The organism is Thalassotalea sp. Y01 (assembly GCF_012932945.1).
Classification (GTDB): Bacteria; Pseudomonadota; Gammaproteobacteria; order Enterobacterales; family Alteromonadaceae; genus Thalassotalea_A.
In genome coordinates this window covers 1-16,671 of record NZ_JABBXG010000017.1, presented here as the reverse complement: position 1 = coordinate 16,671, position 16,671 = coordinate 1, and the positions used below count along the sequence as shown (strand labels likewise).

Here is a 16,671-nt window from a genome sequence, read left to right as displayed (position 1 = left end):
CCTCGCTACAGTAAAAAGATTGCTAATAGAACGGATACTATTTGATAATTTCATTCGTCTGAAATTTGCTATCAGTGCGATGAGCATCGCCTGCTTAAAATGCTTAGCCCTTAGCCCTAGTCTCCAGCCCCTTATATACACTCAATCTTTCCGCCAAATAAGGGATCCATTTACCCTGTGCAACATAATACTCGATGATTTTAGGATGTACGAGTAACCGCCAATGGTTTCTCGTATCGATAGCTAGGATATCTGCACCTAACCAATTAGGGTATTTAGCCGATTCGGCTAAAAACAATTCAGCGGCTTTGTCTGCATCCACATACGCCATGGCGACAATGCCATCTAGACCATGTGGGTCAAACCGTTGATCTCGATTATCTACCAAATACTGTGCACTTTCTCGTGCGCTTTCTAAATCTCCTAACGCAAATGACATTTGCGTATGCAATCTATACCAATACTCGCCCCAATATTCAGGGTTAGTTTGCGGCTGAAAAAATGCTAAACGCTTTGTCGCTTTTTCAATATTGCTACGATCTTGCTGCATCACGTAGTGCTCGAGCAAAATAACATTAATAAAGGTGTGATTGGCCAATGCCCATTCATTGTCGAAGGTGACGTGTACAGGTTGTTCTTGAAAAGGCAGAAAAACGGCAATAGGGGTTTGCATTACCGAATTTAGCATAAGCATATCAAAGCCATATTCGAGGATAAACTCGTCCCCTTGTTTTTGTTTTAGTTCATCAAAAATACTGGCGTCGCCGGATTGAAAAAAGCGTCCTTTTAATCGGCCCAAGGTATCCAAAGGCGTGACACCGCCAACACTGTCGGCCAGTCTATTATATAGGGTGTCAACATAGTCATGGCAAGCTTCTGACTTACAGGTTGTATTAAACGAAAAGTAAATGTGAGCACCTTGCAAAATACGGGCATTAAAAGGGTCTTTTTCAATAGCAAGTTTGAAGGCTTTGGTGGCATTATCTAACTGACCTTTAAGTTGATACCACCAGGCGAGCACATACAACGGCATACCGGCATCTGGATACAACTCTATGGCTCTATCTATAAACACTTTCCGCGTATCTTGAAAACCAGGTACGTTTTCTTCGGCTACGTAATCACTGGCTTGTGCTAATAAGACTTCTAAATTATCTGGCGCTAACGACACTGCTTTATCTAGGGCATATTTTGCTTGAGTTGTTAGCTCAGCAAATAGATTCTCGTCATTTTCGTACCAGCCATTCATTGAAATCGAGCGACGCATGTGATCGCAAACCTCATTTAATAAGCCCCATGCATCAGCAAATTCAGGATCTTCTTTTACCGCAAGCTCTAATAAGCGTTTGGTACGTTGCAGTGATTCTTCGGTCTCGCGTTCACTGGCTTCGATACTTTGTGCTCGCTGATAATAAGTTAGTGCCTTAGCGTTTGTTGATACTGAGCTTGTTGAATTACTCTGTTGTGTGAGTTGAATCTCCAATTGGATGGAGTTCTTTATTTCTTTGGCAACGGCAGATTGCATGGTGAAAATATCATCAAGCTTGCGATCGTAGTTGGTTGCCCATAAATGAGCGTCCGTGGTGGCATCAATCAGCTGAATGGTAATTCTAACGTTATCGTTAATGCGCCTGACGCTACCCTCGACGATATAGCGTACGTTTAATTCTTTACCTATATCGGTGAGTGATAACGCTGATTGCACATACTTCAGTGACGATGTGCGTGATGCAACGCGTAAGCCATCAATAAAAGACAGTTCGGTTAAGATTTCTTCATGGATGCCGGCGGTAAAAAACTCATTATCGCTATAACTGCTTAAGTTAGTCAGTGGCAGTACGGCAATCGATAGGTGGCCTGCTGGTTGCTTACTAGAACCCTCGCCAGATAGCACTATCTCAGTTGAGCCGGAGCGCCAATAATTATCCCAAACCACGAACAAAAGCGTTACCGACAATAAACCTATGATGATGAAGTCTAAACGACGCCCGGTAATATTGGTTATCGATTCATCATTGCTGACATGGGTGGTTTTTTTTAAACCGCCAGGGGTTAATTCATACGCCCAAGCAAAGAAAATAGCAAATGGAAAGCCAATAAGACCAAGAAAAATAACGATGCGATTTACTTGTTCTGGCAGCTCGAAAGCGGGAACAATAATAGAGGTAACTTGTAGTACTAACCAAGCTAAGGCTAGGTAGGCTACAGCCACTTTGACCACATTTCTTCGTTTCAACTCTTGCCAAAAAGTCATGAATAAATTAATCCAGCCTGGATGCTAATGAGGTAAATACGTCGGGGATAGAAATGCTTTGCTCGTATCACTACATATAAAAACTCGATAAAGACCGAGTTGATGTAGACGCAATTGTAATTTGTTAACTATTGCTAGTGCCTGTTTTATATAAATAAACACTAGCAGTGACGCTGTAATTAAGCAAACTTACCGATGGCCTTTAACAATAGATAAATGCTTGTTGCAAAAGGTGAAACAATGCAACAAACAGGGCTAATTTTCTAATGAATTTTTTTATGCTAAATGCTAGAATACGCGGCAATTTTTGAACATCCTATTGCCTTGATATTAAATTTGTTTAATCAAGGCGTTAAAGCGAGATAAATATGACAACAACCCGTTTTGCACCTAGCCCTACAGGTTACCTGCACGTTGGTGGTGCCCGTACCGCACTTTATAGCTGGTTATATGCTAAGAAAACCGGCGGTGACTTCGTATTACGTATTGAAGACACAGACTTGGAGCGTTCAACGCAAGCGTCTGTTGATGCAATCATGGACGGGATGAATTGGTTAAATCTAGATTGGGATCAAGGCCCAATTTTTCAAACCGATCGTTTTGACCGCTATAAAGAGGTTATCGCCCAATTGCTTGAGTCAGGTCATGCATACCGTTGTTATTGTACGCCTGAAGAAGTTGAAGCAATGCGTGAAGAAGCGATGGCGAAAGGGGAGAACCCTCGTTATAACGGCATGTGGCGTGATCGTACAGATTACCCAGCAGACAAACCATTCGTTATCCGTTTTAAAAACCCATTAGATGGCTCTGTTGTCATTGAAGACATCGTTAAAGGCCGCATTGAAATCGGCAATAGTGAGCTTGATGATTTGATCATTGCCCGCTCTGACGGTTCACCAACCTATAACTTAACCGTGGTTGTTGATGACTGGGATATGGGGATTACTCATGTTGTTCGTGGTGATGACCATGTCAATAACACCCCTCGTCAAATTAACATTTTGGCTGCGCTTGGCGCACCATTGCCACATTACGCGCATATTCCTATGATTCTAGGTGATGACGGTAAACGTTTATCTAAGCGTCATGGCGCAGTTAGTGTGATGCAGTACCGTGATGACGGTTACTTGCCTGAAGCCTTATTAAACTACTTGGTTCGTTTAGGCTGGTCGCATGGTGACCAAGAGATTTTCTCACGCGAAGAGATGATAGAGCTTTTTGACCTAACCGGATGTAACCGTGCGCCAAGCGCGTTTAATACCGATAAATTGGTTTGGGTTAACCAGCATTACATGAAAACATTGGATGCCGAATATGTTGCTGAACATTTGGCGTGGCACATGGCTGATCAAGGCATCAATATTGACCAAGGCCCTGCGTTAGCAGACGTTGTAAAGGTGCAAGCTGAACGCGTGAAAACACTGAAAGAAATGGCGCAAATTTCTCGTTATTTCTATGAAGAGTATTCAGAGTTTGACGCTAAAGCGGCGAAAAAACATCTACGTGGTGTCGCTAAAGAGCCATTAACGTTAGTACAAAGCAAACTAGCGGCACTAACACAGTGGAACGCTGAAAACATTCACGCGGCCATTAATGGTACAGCTGAAGAGTTGCAAGTTGGCATGGGTAAAGTGGGTATGCCTTTGCGTGTAGCCGCGACCGGTGCTGGTAATTCACCGTCTTTAGATGTCACCCTTGAGTTGCTAGAGCAAGCGCAAGTCGTTGCTCGTATCGACAAGGCGCTAGCGTTTATTGCTGAACGTGAAGCAAACGCTTAATGATGCCGTTATAAAAAAGATAAAAGGCGCTTAGGCGCCTTTTTTTATGGGTTATCGAGTTGTTGCTTTTGTCGATATTCGTCGCGTAGTTTGGCCATGAAATGCGATTCAGTTGGCACCTGTATTAATGGTAAGGCTTGTTCAACAAAGGTTTTTGAAAAAGACGCAGGAAAGGTGGCTCGAAATTTTACGAATTTATCGCCATTGATAAACACATAGGTTGAGGTATACAAATCTTCCTGACCCGTTTCACTGATTATTCCGTCAAAAAATACCCCTTGAGTGTCACCATGCTCTAAAGCTAACTGAATAAATTGGTTATCTTCAGTCGTCACAGATAAGTTTTGTTGTTGACCTATAACGTACTCAATTTCTTGGCGCACCAAATTTATTTCTTCATTTAATGCATCGCGGCCATCTTGCCATTCGATTCTACGTATCGGATAAACATAAATGTCGATGTAATCGGATAGATACTTTTGATGATGATAGCGCATCGACGCGCCAAGAAAGGGGTCGGTGTATACGTATTTAAAATTTATGGCAAAATCACCGATCTTTTCAGTTAACTGAAAGTCTTTCTCATAATCACTTGATTGTAATTTTTGTGCCAAATATGTTGCTGAAAATAGCGCTTGGTGATCGGCATCGCTGATGAACTTTGTGACCAACGTATTAGCAACGTTTTCATTGGTACTGTTTTTTTGCAATAAACTAATGCTTCGATCTAGTGGCAATTGATAGTCTGCAGAGTTAATTTTTTGATTGCGCCAATACAGGTTCATTTCAACATTAACGCTTTCTTTATTAAAACTGGTCGATGCGATTTCCAGCTGGTAATCAACGTCGTTTTTCGCTTCATGTACTTCATAAAATTTATTGGAATAACGAAAGCTATTCACATAATACTGCCAATCAATTGGGTTTAATTGGCAATCATTGAATGTCGACGCATTTTCAAACTCCTGACAAGCGACCAGCATTTTATTGCTGGGTAAGGCAAAAAATATCGATATTGGTGGTAACGATTTATTTTCAATGTGGGAAGTATCCGTTATATGTCTATTTGCTTGATTCGCACAAGCCGATACTAGCGTCGCAAGCATCAATGACAGCGATAAACGAGCTAATGTTTTGAGTTTTTTCACATCAATGTCCTTATTCTTTTCTTTACCTTAAACCCTGCGATATTTTCTGTACAAGAAAAACTTCGATAAAATATTTAATTTTTAGCGATTTTCTCACCTTTGTTGCCTTATAATTAGAGCCATTGAAATTTAGGAGTAAATCTTTTTGGCCTTTGAGCAATTTAAACTCGATCAGCGACTTTTAAAAGCTGTTAATCACCTTGGTTTTGAAAAACCGACAGACATTCAATTACAAGCTATCCCCGCAGCCATGCAGGGCAATGACTTGATCGCTTCATCAAAAACAGGCTCTGGTAAAACCTTAGCGTTTTTGTTGCCGGCGGTACAGCGCTTGCTCAGACAAAGAGCTTTGTCTAAAAAAGATCCTCGTGTGTTGATTCTGGCGCCAACGCGAGAATTGGCAAAACAGGTATTCATGCAGCTTCGCACAGTAACCGCTGGTACGCGTTTTAAGAGTGCTTTGATTTTGGGTGGTGAGAATTTTAATGACCAAGTTAAAGTATTGGATAAATACCCTGATATTGTCGTTGCCACACCAGGCCGATTAGCTGACCATTTAGCCAAAGGATTGTTCTATCTTAATGGCTTGGAGTTACTTATCCTCGATGAAGCCGATCGTATGCTCGATATGGGCTTTGCCGAACAGTTAAAACAAATCAACTTGGCGGCGGATCATCGTAAACGCCAAACCTTGATGTTTTCTGCAACCTTAGATCATGAGCAAATAAATATTTTTGCCAACGATTTGCTGAAAAATCCAAAACGCATTGCTATTGGTGAGATTACCAGTGAGCACAAAGACATAAATCAGCGATTGGTATTGGCTGATCATTTAGATCATAAACAAGCATTGCTTGAGCACTTTTTGCAACACGAAAATTATCAACAAGTGATCATATTCACCGCAACCCGCAGTGATACCGAACGTTTGGCTGAGGTGCTAAATAAGCAACAACTTGATGCCATAGGCCTCAGTGGCGAGTTAAAGCAATCAGAGCGTAACCGCATTATGGAAAGCTTTGCCAAGGGACAGCACAAAATTTTGGTAACAACGGATCTGGCGTCTCGTGGTTTGGATTTAACCAACGTTAGCCATGTGTTCAACTTTGATATGCCAAAACACCCAGAAGAGTATGTGCATCGCATAGGACGTACCGGCAGGGCTGGCACAAAGGGCGATGCGATATCATTCGTTGGTCCAAAAGATTGGTATAGCTATCTAAACGTGAAAGCCTTCTTACAGCAAGATATGACATTTATCAGCGTTGAGGGACTGACTGCAAAATTCACCGGCTTGAAACCAAAGAAAACCGTCAGCAAAAAAGCACCAAGCAAAAAAGCACAAGATACTAAGGTGGTTAAGAAGAAAGCACCTAAGGTTAAAAAGAAAGTGACTTTCGTTGATGAGGGCTTTGCTGATTTACCAATGACCAAGAAAAAAGTTGGTAAGTTGGTTGACAGAGACGACGAAGAGACCTAGCTAAAAGGCGTGTCAAAACCAAGGTGTTTATCATCTGACAGGCAATAAAAAAGAGCTCAATTGAGCTCTTTTTTTAAATCCGGTTTGCAGGATTATGCTGCTTTGATTTTGCTGTGCAGATTTGCTTTGAGAACACCTTTTCGATGTTGTAACGCTGCTTCCATTTTTTTCACACAACTACCAATTGCGATATATAAATCATCGTCTTTAGCTGACACTGCAATTTGCATGTTTTCATAGTTGGTGACCGCTTCTATTTTTTGGGAATTTTTATCAACTTTTAAAATTACCTCGAGAGACATTAAACTTGGAAAGTGGTTCGCGATTTTAGCGAATCGACTGTTTATGACATCTGTGATGGCTTCAGTTACTTCTACGTGATGACCTGAAATTGTAATTCTCATACATGTCTCCTAACTTGTTGTCCAGAGCGACGTATTCCGCCCTTAACTTTAGAATGGGGTTATTGAGCAAAAGATACAAGGGAAAGTTACATATTTTTGCATTTTTTTGCTTTTGTATTATTTTATCTCTTAAATTTCAACATCTTACCAGCTCTACTTGGTTGTGTACTTATTACACATATGTTCAAAACCTAAGCGGATTATTTGACTTAAGACCTCCTCGTTAACGTCGGCAAGTTTGTTAATGTATAAACAGGATTTACCTGTTTTATGTTTGCCTAATTTAGCCAACAAAGTCTCAAGTTGGCTAAACCCCGGCATGATGTATAAGCTGATGTTTTGTTTTCGGGGAGAAAAACCTGTGATCATAAAATCGCCTTCACGACCACTTTCATACTTATAATGATACTGACCAAAGCCAATGATTGAAGTTCCCCACATGACTGGTTTTTTTTCTGTAATCTGTTCAAATAGCGCCAACAATTTAAGACTATCTTGGCGTTTATTTTCTGGCTCAACGGATGCTAAAAATTGCGTAACATCGAGTTGGTTAGCTTGTGTCTTGTTTTCGCTCAAAAATGTATCCTATTGATGCTGTGTTAAACAATTGTTGGTCAGTCGATATTCTGATGTTCGGGGATAAGTTTTTCCGCACCTGGGCCAAGAGGTTGTCCGTAACTGAATTCGACAAAATTACCGTCGGGATCTTTGATACCACAATAGTACCCCACAGGATAAGGCTCTTGTTTACACGGCCATGCTAGGATGCCATGCGCTCGGGCTTTGGTGGCAATATCATCGACGGCTTGCTTGCTCGCTAGGGCAAAGCCAAGGTGAGAGAAATCAGTATCTATTTGGTTTCGACCGGGGCCTCCAGGCAAGATAACAATAATAAACTGCTGTTCTTTGTCGGTCTCTGCAAGCCAAACGATACGCTTACCATCAGGGCCGTTTGGACGACGGTCACGGACTATATTGAGCCCTGCATATTGCTGGTAAAAGTGCACGCAAGCGTCCAAGTCTTTTACATGTAATGCAATATGGGTCAGGGCGATGGCCATGGCCTATTAACTGGATTTAAATTGATTGGACAGGGGGTCGTAGTGATAGCCGAGTTCGTTCATTTTGTCATATAAGGTGTCTTCGTCTAATTCATAGCGAGAAACCAATTGATCGATTGAACCACATTCAATACGAAGTCGTTCATTTACTATGCCTAAAACAATGGAACTGTGCATGTTTAGAAGATTACTAATTTCCATCGGTTCTTCCTCCGAATGTCGCGTTGTATACCAAAATGTCTTGGTACGTTTAGTATTATCATTACTGTAAGTATAGCAGTCAGACACAAAAAAACGCCGCGAAAGCGACGTTTTTACTGGGGTTTAATAAGTAATTGAAACTTATATTATTTATGACTCTTTAGATTTCAAATACTGCTCGTATGTACCGGCGAAATCAACGTAACCGTGTTCTGTTATTTCAATGATTCGTGTCGCGATTGACGATACAAATTCACGATCGTGAGAGACAAATACAATCGAGCCTTCAAATTTTTCTAAGGCCATATTTAATGATTCAATAGACTCCATATCCATGTGGTTGGTAGGCTCATCCAAAATAAGAATATTTGGTTTTTGCATCATCATTTTACCGAACAACATGCGACCTTGCTCACCACCTGATAACACCTTAACAGATTTTTTTATGTCATCTTGGCTAAACAATAAGCGACCTAAAAATCCGCGTACGACTTGCTCATCGTCGCCTTCTTGACGCCATTGACTCATCCACTCGAATAAGGTCATGTCTTGTTCGAAATCTTCTGCATGATCTTGCGCATAGTAGGCGATGTTATGATTCTCTGACCACTTGTAATGGCCACCATCAACCTCGTAATCACCCATCAGAGTGCGTAGTAAGGTGGTTTTACCTACACCGTTCTCACCGATAACCGCGATTTTTTCGCCAACCTCAGCCATTAAGTTAATGTTTTTTAATACCTGATTGTCATCAAACGATTTGTTGAGGTTTTCGATTTCTAAGACATTACGAAATAATGGCTTTTCTTGTTCAAAGCGAATAAACGGGTTTACACGACTTGATGCTTTAACATCATCAAGTTGAATTTTGTCAATTTGCTTAGCACGAGACGTCGCTTGCTTGGCTTTAGAGGCATTAGCAGAGAACCGACGCACAAAGTCTTGTAGCTCAGTAATTTGCGCTTTCTTCTTGGCGTTATCAGCCATTAGACGAGCACGTGCTTGGGTTGCTGCCAACATGTATTCATCGTAGTTGCCGGCATAGATGCGTAGCTCACCGTAATCAAGATCAGCCATATGTGTACAAACACTGTTTAAGAAGTGGCGATCGTGAGAAATAATGATCATGGTTGAATTACGCTCATTAAGCATATCTTCAAGCCATGTGATGGTGTGAATGTCCAAGTTGTTGGTTGGTTCGTCCAATAGCAATATATCTGGGTCAGAAAACAACGCTTGCGCCAATAGTACTCGAAGTTTCCAGCCTGGCGCGACTTCGCTCATTTTGCCGTAATGTTGATCAATTGGAATACCAACACCCATAAGCAATTCACCGGCACGACTCTCTGCGGTATAACCATCCATTTCAGCGTATTGGGTTTCAAGATCAGCAACGCGCATACCGTCTTCTTCACTCATTTCTGCTTGCGCATAAATGCGGTCACGCTCTTCTTTTACAGCCCACAATTCGTTATGGCCCATGATCACCGTATCGACGACTGAGTATTCTTCAAAGGCGAATTGGTCTTGGCGCAACTTACCAACACGTTCATTAATGTCGACTTTGAAATTACCGCCACTAGGTTCTAGATCGCCACCTAAAATTTTCATAAAGGTAGACTTTCCACAGCCGTTAGCGCCGATAAGACCGTAGCGGTTACCGCCACCGAATTTAACTGAGATGTTTTCAAACAGAGGTTTAGCACCAAACTGCATGGTGATATTAGCTGTTGTGATCAAAAGAGAGTTCCTTAAAAAAGATGCACCGCATAAAATTGCGGCGCATTATAAAGTATTTGCGCCATCAGCGCATTGCTTTCGTTATGCTTTTACTTGCGTTTCTTGCTTGGCTTTTTAAACTGATTGTCACTAAAGCGTGTTAAACCGGCTTTGCCATTGCTTGAATGCAGCTTGTTATGGCGTTTTTGCCCATAGGATGTCTTATTACCCTTGGCGTTGTTTTTGCCTTTACGATAACCGGCGCTTTTTTCTGTGCGGGTTTCGTGAGGTACCAAACATTCGGGACCACTGCCGATAAGCTTTCTTGCTAAGCCCATTTTAGTTAGCGCTTCGCGAATCAAGCCCCAGTTATGTGGATCATGGTATCGTAGAATCGCTTTATGCAGTCGACGTTGAATGGTGCCTTTTGGAACCGCGACTGAGTCATTGTCCTTGCGGATCTTATTTAACGAGTCAATCTCGGTATGATAAATGGTGGTCGCATTAGCCAGCGGTGATGGATAAAAGTTTTGTACTTGATCCAACTTAAAGTCGTTTTGTTTTAGCCATAACGCCAAATTCACCATATCTTTGTCTGTGGTGCCTGGATGAGCAGAGATAAAGTAGGGGATCAAATACTGTTTTTTACCAGCAAGCTTAGAGTAATGATCAAACATCTCTTTAAACTTGTGATAAGAGCCCATGCCCGGTTTCATCATTTTTGCTAATGGCGCGTCTTCGGTATGCTCAGGGGCGATTTTTAAATAGCCACCTACATGGTGCGACGCCAATTCTTTGACGTACTCAGGATCGCGAATGGCCAAGTCATAACGAACCCCTGAAGCGATAAGAATTTTCTTAATACCTTTAATTTTTCGCGCTTTACGGTACAGCTCAATGGTTGGTTTGTGGTCGGTATCCATATGGCCACAAATATCTGGCCAGACACAACTTGGTCGACGACACGTGGCTTCTGCTTTAGGGCTCTTACAACGTAATTGGTACATGTTAGCTGTTGGGCCACCTAAATCAGAAATTACTCCGGTAAATCCAGGTACTTTTAGTTTAATGTCTTCGATTTCTTCTAAGATAGACTCATGCGAACGCGATTGAATAATACGACCTTCGTGTTCGGTTATCGAGCAAAATGAACAGCCACCAAAACAACCGCGCATGATATTAATCGAGGTTTTTATCATGTCGTAGGCCGGTATCTTAGCCTTGCCATAAATTGGGTGTGGCACACGGGCATACGGTAATCCAAATACGCCGTCCATCTCTGCTTCACTTAATGGGATCGCCGGAGGGTTTAGCCAAATCAAACGGTCACCGTGGGTTTGCACTAAAGCACGAGCACTGGCAGGGTTTACTTCCTGATGAAAAATGCGCGAGGCATGGGCATACAATACTTTGTTGGCGCTGACCTGTTCAAAAGACGGTAATTTTACGTAGGTAAACTCCCAAGGCTTATGCTTTTTCTCCCAGCTTTTGTTTTGATAATCACTGATTTGAATTGGCACCGCTTCTTTGCTGATGTCAGGGTTACTCGTCGCAGCGTTGGCACCATTAACTATGGTCACACCTGAGTCGGTGGTTTCATCGGCTTTATCGCAATTTGACGGCATCATATCCTGATATGGACTAGCGATGGCATCTATCTTACCGGGTTTATCAATAGCGCGAGAATCAACACCACGCCACCCTGGTAGGGCGGTTTTACTTAAAAACGCTGTACCACGAACGTCTTGAATATCTTTTACCTCTTCGCCACGAGCTATACGGTGGGCGACTTCAATTAACGGTCGTTCAGCATTACCGTATATTAATATATCGGCTTTGGCGTCAAACAGTACTGAGCGACGCACTTTATCAGACCAATAATCGTAATGGGCAATACGGCGTAAACTCGCTTCGATACCACCCAGAACAACAGGAACGTCTTTGTACGCTTCTTTACAACGTTGTGAATAGACTAACGTTGCTCTATCTGGTCGTTTGCCACCTTCGTTGTTTGGCGTATAGGCATCATCATGACGCAAACGACGCTCGGCAGTATAGCGATTAATCATCGAGTCCATGTTGCCAGCCGTAACACCAAAGAAAAGGTTAGGTTTTCCTAACTGCATAAACGCATCTTTGCTATGCCAGTCTGGTTGCGAAATGATGCCAACGCGAAAGCCTTGCGACTCCAGCATACGACCAATAATCGCCATACCAAATGACGGGTGATCAACATAGGCATCACCGGTAACCAAAATAATGTCGCAACTGTCCCATCCCAGTTCGTCCATTTCCTTTCGTGACATAGGTAAATACGGGGCTGTTCCGTAACATTCGGCCCAATATTTAGGGTATTCAAATAATTCGGTTTTTGGTAATGGGATCATAGAAACTGATGGTCTCGTAGTAATAAAAGTGGCTGTCGCTAAACAATTCGGCGGATTATAACAGAATCTGCACTTAAGGTGTGGTTAAAAAATGTACATCAATTACACACTATTACACTTTTGTAGTGACCAGTAATTGCCTTGTAACCTAAGTTTTTGTTTTAATAGGCGCGAAAAATTATTAAATACTATGTGGGAAACTATGAAATATTCTTTGCTAGCGGCATCGGTTAGCGTATTGCTAAGCGCCTGTGTAAGTACAGATATGACAGAGCAATCGGAACAGGTTGCCAAATCAAATACAGAAACAGTGGCGCCCGTACAAGGTGCTGATGTTGTAAATCCTGATGCTGATATCAAAATCACCTTAGAAAAAGCCATGTCCGATCCTGACTGGATCGCTCGTTCACCGCAACAGTGGTATTGGGGCGATGACAGTAATACGGTTTTTTATCAGCAAAAGCGTGAAGGTAACCCGGTTACCGATTTATTCTCAAAAAGCCTAAACGCACAAGGTAATGGCGAGAAAGTCGATTACGCCAATTTGCACAAAGTCGCCGACCGAAGCGCAGTCACCAACGCTGATGGCAGCAAAGAGCTTTATGTTTTCAAAGGTAATGTCTTCCTAAAAAATCTCAACGAGCAATCGGTTAAGCAACTTACCTATACCTCAGCGATTGAATCACAGCCAATGTTTTTAAGCGATGGCAACGTGAGTTACCGTATAGGCAACATCTTTTACAGCTTAGATTTGAATAATAATCAAGTAAAAGAACTTGCCAACTTGCAGATGACCAATACCCCAGGTAAGCAGGCTGAGAAAACTTATATCGCCAAAGAGCAACACAAACTGATTAAGTTTGTTGCGTTACAAGAACGCAATGCCGGTATTCAAGCAGATAAAGACAGCAATATTCGCAAACAAAACGACACCATTGCAACGTCAACGTTTTATTTTGGTGAAGGCAAGCGTGTCGTACAAGCACAACTTTCGCCTAATGGTGAAATGATGGTGGTATCTGTGGCAAAGAATATGTCATGGAGCAACGCTGGCGATATCATGCCAAATTACGTCACCAGTGATGCGATGATAGATCCACAACGTGTACGTTATCGTGTCTCAGATAACCGCCAATACTCTGAGCAGGTTTACCTACTTGATCTGAAAAACGATGCACAATATTTATTGGGTTACGACACCTTACCGGGTTTTGATGACGACGTTTTAGCGGATGTTCGCAAAGAAAACTATGCTCGTGAAGGTAAAGAGTACGCCTCAGAAAAAGCGCCACGTAACATTCATTTGATGCAATACCGTCAAGCGATAAAGTGGCACAAAGACTCTACTCAGGTTGCCTTAATGATGGAAGCTTGGGACAACAAGGATCGCTGGATCGCGACCATTGATTTTGATGAAAAAGCCTTAGTAAACCAGCACCGTTTGCATGATGATGCGTGGATCAACTGGGACTTTAACAACTACGGTTGGTTTGATGAGTCGGAAACATTGTACTTCCAGTCTGAAGAGTCAGGCTATGGTCACTTATATGTCAAACCGGTTGACGGCAAAGCCAAAGCATTGACATCGGGTAACTATGAAGTGCGTCAAGTTACCAAAACAAAAGACGAAGACAACTTTTATTTTCAGGCCAACAAAAAGCACCCTGGCATTTACGAAGTTTATAAAGTTGACGTTGACAGCGCGAAAATCACTGCAGTTACAGACTTAGGCGGTAACAATTCTTACGCATTGTCGCCAGATGAAAGTAAGTTGTTGATTGAACATTCAACAACAACGATGCCACCAGAGCTTTACGTACAAGAAACCAATATCGATGCAACGCTTGTGCGTTTAACTCATACCGTAAGTGAAGAGTTTTTGGCTATGCCTTGGACTGCGCCGTCGGTAGTTGAAATTCCATCTGAGCACAGCGAACAAGGAATTTTCACTCGCGTTTATCAGCCAGAGAATAACGACGGACCTAATGCCGGTAAAGCGGTGATGTTTGTGCATGGCGCCGGTTACTTACAAAACTCGCATTTAGGTTGGTCTGGTTACTTCCGCGAGTTTATGTTCCATTCAATGTTGGTGCAGCAAGGTTACACCGTTATTGATATGGATTACCGTGCGTCTAAAGGTTATGGCCGTGATTGGCGTACCGCGATTTATCGTCACATGGGTAAACCTGAAGTTGAAGATATGCTGCAAGGCGTTGATTGGTTAGTAGAAAACGCTAACGTCGACAAAGACAAAATCGGTGTATACGGCGGTTCATACGGCGGCTTTTTAACTTTGATGGCCTTGTTTAAAGAGCCTGATACGTTCGCAGCGGGTTCTGCCTTGCGCCTAGTGTCAGATTGGACATCATATAACCACGGTTATACGTCGAACATCTTAAACACGCCAGGTGATGACCCTATTGCCTTCGAGCGCAGTTCACCTATCTATTTCGCTGAAGGTTTAGCCAAGCCATTGTTGATCAACGCACCTATGGTTGATGACAATGTATTCTTCCAAGACAGTGTGCGTTTAGTACAACGCTTAATTGAACTTGAGAAGGAAGATTGGGAGACTGCGATTTACCCAGTTGAGCCACACGGCTTTGTGCAACCAAGCAGTTGGTTAGACGAGTATCGTCGTATTTATAAGCTGTTTGAAACCCATCTTTAATAGCATATAACGAAAAAGGCGCCCTCTGGCTTAGGCTAGACGGCGCCTTTTGTTTATCTTTAACGCGCATTCTTTTATAATATCCGCCAATTTTATAAAAACTGATTCATAACGAGTTTTGCGAACATGCTAGAAACTACCTTAGCCGTTGATTTTGACTACACCTTTCCGCCTAAACCTGCGCCATTGAGTGATGCAGAGAAACAGGATTACAAAGACAAAATCAAAGTCTTGTTGAAAGAGAAAAATGCGGTACTGGTTGCCCATTACTATACAGATCCTGAAATTCAGGCACTGGCTGAAGAAACCGGTGGCTGTGTGGCAGACTCTTTAGAAATGGCTCGTTTTGGTAATCAGCACCCTGCACAGACGCTTATTGTTGCGGGCGTAAAGTTCATGGGTGAAACCGCAAAGGTTTTAACGCCTGAAAAAACCGTACTTATGCCCACCCTAGAGGCGACCTGTTCACTCGATTTAGGTTGTCCAATCGACGAATTCAATAAGTTTTGTGATCAACATCCTGAGCGCACTGTGGTTGTTTATGCCAATACGTCAACAGAAGTAAAAGCACGTGCAGATTGGATTGTCACATCAAGCTGTGCGCTTGAAATCGTCGAACATTTGGACGAGCAGGGCGAAACCATTTTGTGGGGACCTGACAAGCATTTGGGCGCCTACATCGAAAAGCAAACTGACGCTGACATGATCATGTGGGATGGCGCGTGTATTGTTCACGATGAGTTTAAAACCAAAGCGCTGAGCGATATGAAAGCTTTGCATCCAGATGCTGCTGTTTTGGTTCACCCTGAATCACCATCGTCAGTGGTTGATTTGGCTGATGCGGTAGGCTCAACCAGCCAGCTTATTAAAGCTGCGCAAGAAATGCCAAACAAAAAATTCATCGTCGCTACTGACCGCGGTATCTTTTACAAGATGCAGCAACTGTGCCCAGATAAAGAATTCTTTGAAGCACCAACAGCCGGTGAAGGTGCAACCTGTCGCAGCTGCGCACATTGCCCATGGATGGCAATGAACGGTTTAAAAGCAATTCATGATTCATTAATTGACCCAACGGGCCGTGAAATTTTTGTTGATATGGAGCTGCGTCAAGGCGCGTTAAAATCGCTAAATCGCATGCTTGATTTTTCTGCTCAATTAAAACTGACGCAAGCCAACAATACCTAATATCATCAATTGATTAAAAACAGTACAAACGATAAATTAATTTATCGTTTGTACTTGCGTCGTTAGGGAATATTCCCTAACATACGCGCTGCTAGTACCTAGTACCTAGTACCTAATTTAGGTGACGTGTCCTAGTGGGACATTATCGCCCGGAAAAAGCACTGCTTTTTCAGATAATGTCATCCAATCATGGATGAGTGGATTGGGTGCAGATCATCAGGGATGTGTAAACACTCTGTTGAAAAAAATGTGAAGACAACACGCTATAAAATTACGAACAATTCGATTTTAGGTGACGTGTCCGAGTGGCTGCCAAGGGGAATTAACACGCCTGGCGTGCTCAGCCAAATCACTAAAAGTGAAAAGAAACACTTTATAAAAAC

12 protein-coding genes are annotated in these 16,671 nt (G+C 42.4%); 4 read left to right on the top strand and 8 right to left on the bottom strand.

Annotated elements, in window-relative coordinates; all coding sequences use genetic code 11:
* Positions 1-103: 103 nt before the first annotated feature.
* The gene (locus tag HII16_RS16530; RefSeq protein ID WP_169131933.1) at positions 104-2,254 is read right to left on the bottom strand and encodes a hypothetical protein; all 2,151 of its coding nucleotides are present in this window, start codon (positions 2,252-2,254) and stop codon (positions 104-106) included.
* Positions 2,255-2,622: 368 nt separating this feature from the next.
* On the opposite strand from HII16_RS16530, the gene gltX reads away from it, so the two are divergent.
* Positions 2,623-4,032 (top strand): glutamate--tRNA ligase, encoded by a 1,410-nt coding sequence (gltX, locus tag HII16_RS16525; protein WP_169131931.1) that lies wholly within the window; start codon positions 2,623-2,625, stop codon positions 4,030-4,032.
* Between the two features lie 44 nt (positions 4,033-4,076).
* Here the strand turns inward: gltX and HII16_RS16520 are convergent, their stop codons facing one another.
* Positions 4,077-5,180: a hypothetical protein gene (locus HII16_RS16520; RefSeq protein ID WP_169131929.1), complete on the bottom strand. Its 1,104-nt coding sequence runs from the start codon at positions 5,178-5,180 to the stop codon at positions 4,077-4,079.
* A gap of 145 nt (positions 5,181-5,325) precedes the next feature.
* Here HII16_RS16520 and HII16_RS16515 point away from each other — a divergent pair, with 145 nt between their 5' ends.
* Positions 5,326-6,660, top strand: coding sequence for a DEAD/DEAH box helicase (locus HII16_RS16515; RefSeq protein ID WP_169131927.1), 1,335 nt, complete (start codon positions 5,326-5,328; stop codon positions 6,658-6,660).
* A 92-nt stretch (positions 6,661-6,752) separates the two neighbouring features.
* Here HII16_RS16515 and raiA read toward each other — a convergent pair whose 3' ends face one another.
* The 6 genes from raiA to HII16_RS16485 all read right to left on the bottom strand — a co-directional run bounded on the left by raiA (position 6,753) and on the right by HII16_RS16485 (position 12,432).
* Positions 6,753-7,064, bottom strand: a complete 312-nt coding sequence (gene raiA / locus HII16_RS16510) for a ribosome-associated translation inhibitor RaiA (RefSeq protein WP_135437546.1) — start codon at positions 7,062-7,064, stop codon at positions 6,753-6,755.
* Between the two features lie 153 nt (positions 7,065-7,217).
* Entirely contained in the window at positions 7,218-7,640 is a 423-nt protein-coding gene (locus HII16_RS16505; protein WP_169131925.1) for a DUF1801 domain-containing protein, read from the bottom strand.
* Positions 7,641-7,678: 38 nt separating this feature from the next.
* Positions 7,679-8,125, bottom strand: a complete 447-nt coding sequence (locus HII16_RS16500) for a VOC family protein (RefSeq protein ID WP_169131923.1) — start codon at positions 8,123-8,125, stop codon at positions 7,679-7,681.
* Between the two features lie 6 nt (positions 8,126-8,131).
* Entirely contained in the window at positions 8,132-8,326 is a 195-nt protein-coding gene (locus tag HII16_RS16495; protein WP_169131921.1) for a DUF4250 domain-containing protein, read from the bottom strand.
* Positions 8,327-8,476: 150 nt separating this feature from the next.
* Positions 8,477-10,066, bottom strand: a complete 1,590-nt coding sequence (locus tag HII16_RS16490) for an ABC-F family ATPase (protein ID WP_169131919.1) — start codon at positions 10,064-10,066, stop codon at positions 8,477-8,479.
* Between the two features lie 89 nt (positions 10,067-10,155).
* The gene (locus tag HII16_RS16485) at positions 10,156-12,432 is read right to left on the bottom strand and encodes a YgiQ family radical SAM protein (RefSeq protein ID WP_169131917.1); all 2,277 of its coding nucleotides are present in this window, start codon (positions 12,430-12,432) and stop codon (positions 10,156-10,158) included.
* A gap of 202 nt (positions 12,433-12,634) precedes the next feature.
* On the opposite strand from HII16_RS16485, the gene HII16_RS16480 reads away from it, so the two are divergent.
* Together HII16_RS16480 and nadA are read left to right on the top strand one after the other, a co-directional pair.
* On the top strand, positions 12,635-15,103 hold the full coding sequence (locus tag HII16_RS16480) for a prolyl oligopeptidase family serine peptidase (RefSeq protein WP_169131915.1): 2,469 nt from the start codon (positions 12,635-12,637) through the stop codon (positions 15,101-15,103).
* A 126-nt stretch (positions 15,104-15,229) separates the two neighbouring features.
* On the top strand, positions 15,230-16,288 hold the full coding sequence (gene nadA, locus HII16_RS16475) for a quinolinate synthase NadA (RefSeq protein ID WP_169131913.1): 1,059 nt from the start codon (positions 15,230-15,232) through the stop codon (positions 16,286-16,288).
* Positions 16,289-16,671 lie beyond the last annotated feature (383 nt).

What these genes read in the sequence shown, in the direction of transcription:
- HII16_RS16485 (WP_169131917.1), bottom strand. Translation starts at nt 12,432, where the DNA reads ATGATCCCATTACCAAAAACCGAATTATTTGAATACCCTAAATATTGG.
- nadA (WP_169131913.1), top strand. Translation starts at nt 15,230, where the DNA reads ATGCTAGAAACTACCTTAGCCGTTGATTTTGACTACACCTTTCCGCCT.
- HII16_RS16480 (WP_169131915.1), top strand. Translation starts at nt 12,635, where the DNA reads ATGAAATATTCTTTGCTAGCGGCATCGGTTAGCGTATTGCTAAGCGCC.
- gltX (WP_169131931.1), top strand. Translation starts at nt 2,623, where the DNA reads ATGACAACAACCCGTTTTGCACCTAGCCCTACAGGTTACCTGCACGTT.
- raiA (WP_135437546.1), bottom strand. Translation starts at nt 7,064, where the DNA reads ATGAGAATTACAATTTCAGGTCATCACGTAGAAGTAACTGAAGCCATC.
- HII16_RS16500 (WP_169131923.1), bottom strand. Translation starts at nt 8,125, where the DNA reads ATGGCCATCGCCCTGACCCATATTGCATTACATGTAAAAGACTTGGAC.
- HII16_RS16530 (WP_169131933.1), bottom strand. Translation starts at nt 2,254, where the DNA reads ATGACTTTTTGGCAAGAGTTGAAACGAAGAAATGTGGTCAAAGTGGCT.
- HII16_RS16495 (WP_169131921.1), bottom strand. Translation starts at nt 8,326, where the DNA reads ATGGAAATTAGTAATCTTCTAAACATGCACAGTTCCATTGTTTTAGGC.